The organism is Aliiruegeria haliotis (assembly GCF_003003255.1).
Classification (GTDB): domain Bacteria; phylum Pseudomonadota; class Alphaproteobacteria; order Rhodobacterales; family Rhodobacteraceae; genus Tropicimonas; species Tropicimonas haliotis.
This window is the reverse complement of record NZ_PVTD01000003.1, coordinates 417456-424688: the sequence shown is the minus strand read 5'-3', so window position 1 is coordinate 424688 and position 7233 is coordinate 417456. Positions and strand designations below refer to the sequence as shown.

Annotated in this window: 5 protein-coding genes; 3 read left to right on the top strand and 2 right to left on the bottom strand. The window is 59.7% G+C overall.

The features are described from left to right. Positions 1 to 705 precede the first annotated feature (705 nt). Positions 706 to 780: a VPLPA-CTERM sorting domain-containing protein gene (locus CLV78_RS24905; protein WP_425427943.1), complete on the bottom strand. Its 75-nt coding sequence runs from the start codon at positions 778 to 780 to the stop codon at positions 706 to 708. A gap of 146 nt (positions 781 to 926) precedes the next feature. After that, positions 927 to 1367, bottom strand: coding sequence for a hypothetical protein (locus CLV78_RS11230; RefSeq protein WP_106204885.1), 441 nt, complete (start codon positions 1365 to 1367; stop codon positions 927 to 929). Between the two features lie 408 nt (positions 1368 to 1775). Between CLV78_RS11230 and CLV78_RS11220 the strand changes: the two genes are divergently transcribed. The 3 genes from CLV78_RS11220 (at position 1776) to CLV78_RS11210 (ending at position 7163) form a co-directional block, all read left to right on the top strand. After that, positions 1776 to 4181, top strand: a complete 2406-nt coding sequence (locus CLV78_RS11220; protein ID WP_106204883.1) for an arylsulfatase — start codon at positions 1776 to 1778, stop codon at positions 4179 to 4181. A 401-nt stretch (positions 4182 to 4582) separates the two neighbouring features. Next, positions 4583 to 5956, top strand: a complete 1374-nt coding sequence (locus CLV78_RS11215) for an aspartate aminotransferase family protein (RefSeq protein WP_106204882.1) — start codon at positions 4583 to 4585, stop codon at positions 5954 to 5956. Between the two features lie 22 nt (positions 5957 to 5978). Next, positions 5979 to 7163, top strand: a complete 1185-nt coding sequence (locus tag CLV78_RS11210; RefSeq protein WP_106204881.1) for a M24 family metallopeptidase — start codon at positions 5979 to 5981, stop codon at positions 7161 to 7163. Positions 7164 to 7233: the final 70 nt, after the last annotated feature.

Sequence of the window (7233 nt, the reverse complement as noted above, 5' to 3'; positions counted from 1 at the left end):
ATACAGGCCACCCGCGCCAGAAACCCTTGTTCCGATGGACCAGAGGCCAACGATGTACTAACAATCAAACCGGACCACCCATTGGGGGCACGCCAGCGGGAAGTGGCCTGTTGCCGTCTCAGTAGCGGAGCCACGAGCGGCGAACTGCTGTGGAGGTTTGAGTTTCAGAGAGAGTGTAGAGGGAGGGTAAGCGTCTCCTTGCCTCAATTTTGGGCCAAGGGCTGTAAGAATCGTCCGGTCTCCGGGCGGTTCGGTTCGTGCTTGCTCGAAAATACTCGGCAGCAACCCCATTCCTTTTAACCTTTTGATTTTGCTGCCTTGCGACTCGGCAGCAGACCGCATGCCGATTGCTCGATACAACCATTTGGAGCAAATCATTGGCAAGAAAAAGTACCATTGAAGAGTATGAGGCAGCCCTCGTCAGAAGATCTTGGAACTCGGATACCGTAGCAATCACATTCGATTTTATTTCAACGCCTTGGAACGCCCTTTCAACAGCGGGCGCATCACAGAGAACAAGAACGAAGTGAAGTGAGAGGACATTGCGCCCTCCGGCCCCGGAAACCAGCGTCCAAATGGACCGAAGGCCAGTCGTGCACTAACAATCAGATTGGACCACTCTAGGCTCTGGACCCATTAATCATTGCCACCCCAAAAGCAACACGCCCCGCGTTGGCTGGGCGCTTCGAGAACTGTCAGAGCGTGTCAACTACGGCGTCTGCGCCGCATCAGGCTCAGAGCGCCAAGTGCCATCACGAGCATGGGCAAGGCCGCGGGCACTGGGACCGGTGCGGGTGTATCGGTTTCACGGTAGAGAAGCCATGAGATGGGCAGATCGGAGAAAGAACCGCCGTCAGCATGTTGGTCTGAATCAGTTGTTGACCCCCACTCGTTGTTTTTGATCAACTGATCGGCGCCTGTGAAAGTTAGGATATACCCAACCTCCCGAAGAGCACCGTTGTCAGACAAAACCCAAGCATAGTTGGATGCGCACTATAGTTGTAACCCACCAGAGCATCGGAATTGACACCCAGACCGTCCGCACAAGTGCTCGAGCCAGTCACAGAGCAGTTGTTGAACTGCCCATCCAAAAAAGCATCGGTAAACGCCTGCGCCGTGGCTTTGTCGGCAATCATCCAGCCTTCGCTCTCTCTCGCGCCACCCGCGCCAATCAAATCAACCGTCTGTTGATAGGTCAGGTCAGCCAGAATATCCCAACGCATCCATTCCAGATTGTTCAGGCTGTCGGTGATAACCTCGGTACTGCCATCGGTGTTGCTGGACAGTGCGCCGTAGCTGACAGGAACAGCATAGGCCGTGGTGGAAGTACTCAGCGCCAACACGGCACCTGCAAACACCTTCTTCATAAGTCTCCCTCCACCTAATCGCTCAAGCCTTTGCGATCTGTTGAATCGAGTCAAATCCGTTATCAGAGCAACGAATGCGGCGGGGTTTGGAGCCTGAAGTTCGGTTGGGACTAGTGGGTCCAGAGCCTAGTGGGGCTGATCACATCAACCTCGACGTCGATCCGCTGGAACACAAGCCGTTCAACTACCCGCATATTCATACGTGGGTCATCGCCCATGCCGCTAGGATTGCAGGAGAGTTCAACGATAGCCTCAAGAGGGAACAGCCAATCCCCGTGGGCGCACCGCTCGATTTCGTACCAACCCATTCACAGTGAACGGCCGAGAGGCTACCTTTGCATCCGCCGTGTCGCAAAACCCGATCGGTCCACAATCCATTAAACCAAAATCAAAAAAGGAAAGGCGCTCATGACTTGGATCAAGACCTTTGCAACGGCCGCACTTGCGGCCATCTACCTCACACCGGCAATCGCGCAGGACGCCCCCACTGTCGACGGCTTTAATGGCAAGATCGAACTGGATGTCCGCGATTCCACACCGGACTGGACACCGTTCACGCCGAAACGGGCGCCGGACGGGGCGCCGAACATCCTGTTCGTTCTCTATGACGATACCGGGCTCGGGGCGTGGTCGCCCTATGGCGGGCGGATCAATATGCCGACAATGGACCGGCTGGCCGCCGAGGGTCTGACCTATACCCAGTGGCACACCACCGCGCTGTGTTCGCCCACCCGCTCAACCCTGCTGACAGGCCGCAATCACCATCTGAACGGTATGGCCTCGATCACCGAGACAGCGGACGGTTTTCCGGGCGCCAATGGCCGCCTGCCCGATCAGGTGACGACCATCGCGCAGGTTCTGCGCGACAATGGCTACAGCACCTTCTGGATCGGCAAGAACCACAACGTGCCCGAGCAGGACGTGGCCCCCGGTGCCAGCCGCGCCGAATGGCCGACCCAGCAGGGGTTTGACCGCTTCTATGGTTTCCTGGGGGGCGAGACGAACAACTGGTATCCCGATCTGGTAGAGGACAACCACTTCATCGAACAGCCCTATGGGCCTGAGGACGGATATCACCTGTCTAAGGATCTGGCCGACAAGGCGATCCAGATGCTGCGCGACAAGAACGCGACCAACCCGTCCAAGCCGTTCTACATGTGGTTCAATCCCGGCGCCAACCACGCGCCGCACCACGTGGCGGCGGAATGGGCCGACAAATACGCCGGCGCCTTTGACGAAGGCTACGATGTGTATCGCGAATGGGTGACCGGGCAGATGATCGAAAAGGGCATCCTGCCCGAAGGCACGGTCAACACCGCGCTGAACCCGATCCCCGAAGACATGGCGAACCCGGCCGATTTCGTGCCGCCGTGGGACAGCCTCAACGACGATCAGAAGAAACTCTTCAGCCGGATGGCCGAGGTCTATGCCGGGTTCTCGGAATACACCGACGCGCAGGTTGGACGGATTGTCGACTATCTGGATGAGACCGGGCAGCTTGAGAACACCGTGATCCTGTACGCTGCCGACAACGGCGCGTCGGGCGAAGGCACGCCTAATGGGTCGGTCAACGAAAACAAGTTCTTCAACAACTACCCCGACGATCTGGAAGAGAACATGAAGTATCTCGACGTGATCGGCGGTCCGGATACCTACAACCACTATCCGACCGGTTGGGCTGCGGCTTTCTCTGCCCCGTTCAAGATGTTCAAGCGCTATGCGAACTATGCCGGTGGCACCAACGATCCGCTGGTGATTTCCTGGCCCAAGGGCATCGAGGCACGCGGCGAGATCCGCCACCAGTACCACCATTCGGTCGATATCGTTCCGACCCTTCTTGAACTTGCGGGCGTGGAGATGCCTGAAGTCTACAATGGCGTCGAGCAATATCCGCTGTCGGGTGTTTCGATGGCCTATTCTTTCGACGCCGAACCGGATGCACCCACGCAGAAGGACGTGCAGTATTTCGCGATGCTGGGCACCCGCGGTGTCTGGAAAGACGGCTGGAAGGCGGTTGCCGTTCATTCGCCGCTCTCCGGCAAGTCGGGTTTCGACAAGGATGTCTGGGAGCTTTACAACGTGGAGGAGGACCGTTCGGAATCGAACGATCTGGCTCAGGAGAACCCGGAGAAACTGGAAGAGATGATTGCGGTCTGGTTCGACGAGGCCGACAAAAACCTCGTTCTGCCACTGGATGACCGCAGTGCCGCGGAAATCCTGACCATTGAACGGCCCACCGAGGAAGAGATACGCGACACCTACGTCTACTATCCGAACACCGCCCCGGTGCCGGAGGGCGTTGCTGTCAACATTCGGGGGCGTTCCTACAAGATCCTCGCCAATGTCGAGATTGAGGAAGGTGCCAAAGGCGTGATCTTTGCCCATGGGTCGCGCTTTGGCGGGCATTCGTTGTTCATCAAGGAAAGCAAGCTCTACTACGTCTACAACTTCCTCGGCATTCAGCCGGAGCAGGTGTTTGAATCCAATGTGGAATTGGCGCCCGGAAAGTACACGCTCGGAATGGAATTCGAGAAGACCGATCAGGGAGAATCCGGCGAGACACTGGGCAATGCCAAGCTCTACATCGACGATCAGGTCGTCGCCGAAGGCGAGATGCGGACCCAACCGGCCAAGTTCACCTTGTCGGGCGACGGGCTCTGTGTCGGTTACGACAGCGGCGATGCGGTGAGTGCGCTCTACGAGACGCCGGGCGAGTTCGAGGGCGGTACCATCCAGGGTGTTGCCGTGACCGTGTCGGGTGAAGCCTATGAAAACCTTGAGCTTGAGGCCAAGCGGATCATGAAACTCCAGTAGGGGGAAAGGATCGCGTGTGGCGATGACGTCGCCACACGTGGGTCTTCGGGCCTCCCGACAGGGCCGGCTCTCCGGCATCCGACCTGTCGCGGAGCGTGCCCCGGTGGCAAACCACCTTCAGTTGGCTCCGACAGACGGGCATGGCATGTGTCCGCCCTTCGGTGGGTCAAGGCTCTGCAGGCTGGGCGATTCGTACCGCCAAGCCACGCGAAACACTCTTGCCTTTGCCCGGCCTTGTATGCTCCAACATCGTCACGACCCTGGCAATAAAGGCATTGCGCGCTGCTGTCCGGGTGAGCGGAGCCTGTCTGCTCAATCCGGGGAAAGTCACCCCAAAGCGTGCAACCGGCTCCTTTCATACGCAACAAGGCGGCGCGCCGCCAAAGCCGGAAGGGTGGCCCATGCTACACAACGATCAACTTGAACACTGGGATCGCGAGAACTTCTTTCATCCCTCGACTCATCTGGCGGGGTTCGCGCGGGGCAATCAGCCTCACCGCGTCCTGACCGGAGGGTCCGGATGCCATATCGAGGATCGCGATGGAAACCGCCTGCTGGATGCGTTCGCGGGGCTCTACTGCGTGAATGCCGGATACGGACGGGCACCTATCGCAGAGGCAATCGCAGATCAGGCGAAGGAACTGGCCTACTACCACGCCTATGTCGGCCATGGTACCGAAGCCTCGATCACCCTGGCCAAGATGGTTCTGGACCGCGCACCCGATCATATGTCCAAGGTTTACTTCGGCCTGTCAGGGTCGGATGCGAATGAAACCAACATCAAGCTGATCTGGTACTGCAACAACATCCTTGGCCGCCCGGAGAAGAAGAAGATCATCTCGCGCTGGCGGGGGTATCACGGATCAGGGCTGATGACCGGGTCGCTGACCGGGCTGGAGCTGTTTCACAAGAAGTTCGACCTTCCGCTGTCGCAGGTCGTTCACACCGACGCGCCGTACTATTTCCGTCGCAGCAATCGCGACCAGACCGAGAGCGAGTTCGTGGCAGAATGCGTGGCCTCCCTCGAGGCGCTGATCGACCGGGAGGGCGCGGACACCATCGCCGCTTTCATCGGTGAGCCGGTGCTGGGCACCGGTGGCATCGTGCCGCCGCCCGAAGGATACTGGCCGGCGATTCAGGCGGTACTGGAGCGTCACGATATCCTGCTGATCGCCGATGAGGTGGTCACCGGGTTCGGCCGTCTGGGCACGATGTTCGGCTCCGACCACTACGGGATGCGCCCCGACCTGATCACGATCGCCAAGGGCCTGACCTCGGCCTATGCGCCGCTGTCCGGATCCATCGTGTCGGACAGGATGTGGAAGGTGCTGGAACGCGGCACGGATGAAAATGGCCCCATCGGACATGGCTGGACCTACTCCGCGCACCCGATTGGTGCAGCGGCCGGCGTGGCGAACCTGAAATTGCTCGACAGCCTTGGGTTGATCGAGAATGCCGGGTCGGTTGGCAGCTATCTGAATGCGACGATGCGCGATGCGCTTACCGAACACCCACATGTCGGTGATGTGCGTGGCGAGGGTATGCTGTGCGCCGTGGAATTCGTGGCTGACAAGGTAGGCCACCGTTTCTTCGATGCCGCAGACAAGATCGGTCCGCAAATTGCCGGGAAACTGCTGGAGCAGGACAATATCATCGCCCGCGCCATGCCCCAGGGCGACATACTCGGGTTTGCCCCACCCTTCTGCCTGACCCGCGAAGAAGCCGATCAGGTGGTGGCGGGCACGGTGCGAGCCGTGACGTCCGTGCTAGGCTGATAAACAGGAAGGGAGGTCGTCAATGACAACGTCCAACGCGCCGTTCAGTATCGCGGAATACGAACGGCGTCTTGCCTGCGTGCGCGCTGCAATGGCAGCCGCCGGGCTCGATGCGCTCTTTGTCACTGACCCGTCCAACCAGGCTTGGCTGACCGGGTACGACGGCTGGTCCTTCTACGTGCACCAGGGCGTGATCGTCACGATGGAAGACGAGCCGGTCTGGTGGGGGCGTCACATGGATATGATGGGCGGTCGCCGGACTTGCTGGATGCAGCACGACAATATCCTCGGATATGGTGACCATTTCGTGCAATCCACTGTCGTGCACCCGATGCAGGACCTTGCACGGCATCTTGAGGGGCGGGGCCTGCAACGGGCCCGCATCGGCGTCGAGATGGAGAACTACTATTACTCGGCCAAGGCGCATGCCGTCTTGGGCGCCGAGCTCCCCGACGCGGGCCTTGTCGATGCGACCGCGCTGGTGAACTGGCAACGGCTTGTGAAATCGAGCGACGAGATCGCCTTCATTCGCAAGGCGGCCCGTATATCGGAACATGTGATCCGGACCGCAATCGACCGAGCAGCGCCCGGCGTGCGAAAGAACGATCTGGTGGCCGACATCCTGCATGCCGGCATCACTGGCGTCGGGGACGATTGGGGCGACTATCCGGCCATCGTGCCGCTCACCCCGTCGGGGCTCGATGCCACTGCGGCCCACCTGACGTGGAATGGCACGCCGATGCGAGAGGGTGAAGCCACGTTCTTTGAGTTGTCGGGCTGCTATCGCCGGTATCATGCGCCGCTTTGCCGAACCGTTTTCCTCGGAACGCCACCAGACGATGTGCGCCGCGTCGAGGCTGCGCAGATCGAGGGCATTGCCGCTGGGCTCGAAGCTGCACGGGCGGGGAACCGTACCTGCGATATCGCCAACGCTTTCATGGCCGTCATGGCGCGATGCGGGATCGAGCGCTCGGGGCGCATGGGTTATCCGGTCGGCCTCAGCTACCCGCCCGATTGGGGCGAGCGTACCGCGTCGATTCGGAGCGAGGACGAGACCGTGTTGGAGCCGGGCATGACGTTTCACTTCATGCCGGCCCTTTGGATGGACACCTGGGGTCTGGAGACAACCGAAACGATCCTGATCCGCGACGACGGTCCCGCCGAGCCGCTTTGCAATGTCGAGCGCAAGCTGTTTGTGAAAAGCTGAGGCACCACCGTGCGGCGCGCGTGTCGGCACGCCAAGCTACATCAAGGTACCTCCCAACCGGCATTGGCAA

What these genes read in the sequence shown, in the direction of transcription:
- CLV78_RS11230 (WP_106204885.1), bottom strand. Translation starts at nt 1,367, where the DNA reads ATGAAGAAGGTGTTTGCAGGTGCCGTGTTGGCGCTGAGTACTTCCACC.
- CLV78_RS11220 (WP_106204883.1), top strand. Translation starts at nt 1,776, where the DNA reads ATGACTTGGATCAAGACCTTTGCAACGGCCGCACTTGCGGCCATCTAC.
- CLV78_RS11215 (WP_106204882.1), top strand. Translation starts at nt 4,583, where the DNA reads ATGCTACACAACGATCAACTTGAACACTGGGATCGCGAGAACTTCTTT.
- CLV78_RS11210 (WP_106204881.1), top strand. Translation starts at nt 5,979, where the DNA reads ATGACAACGTCCAACGCGCCGTTCAGTATCGCGGAATACGAACGGCGT.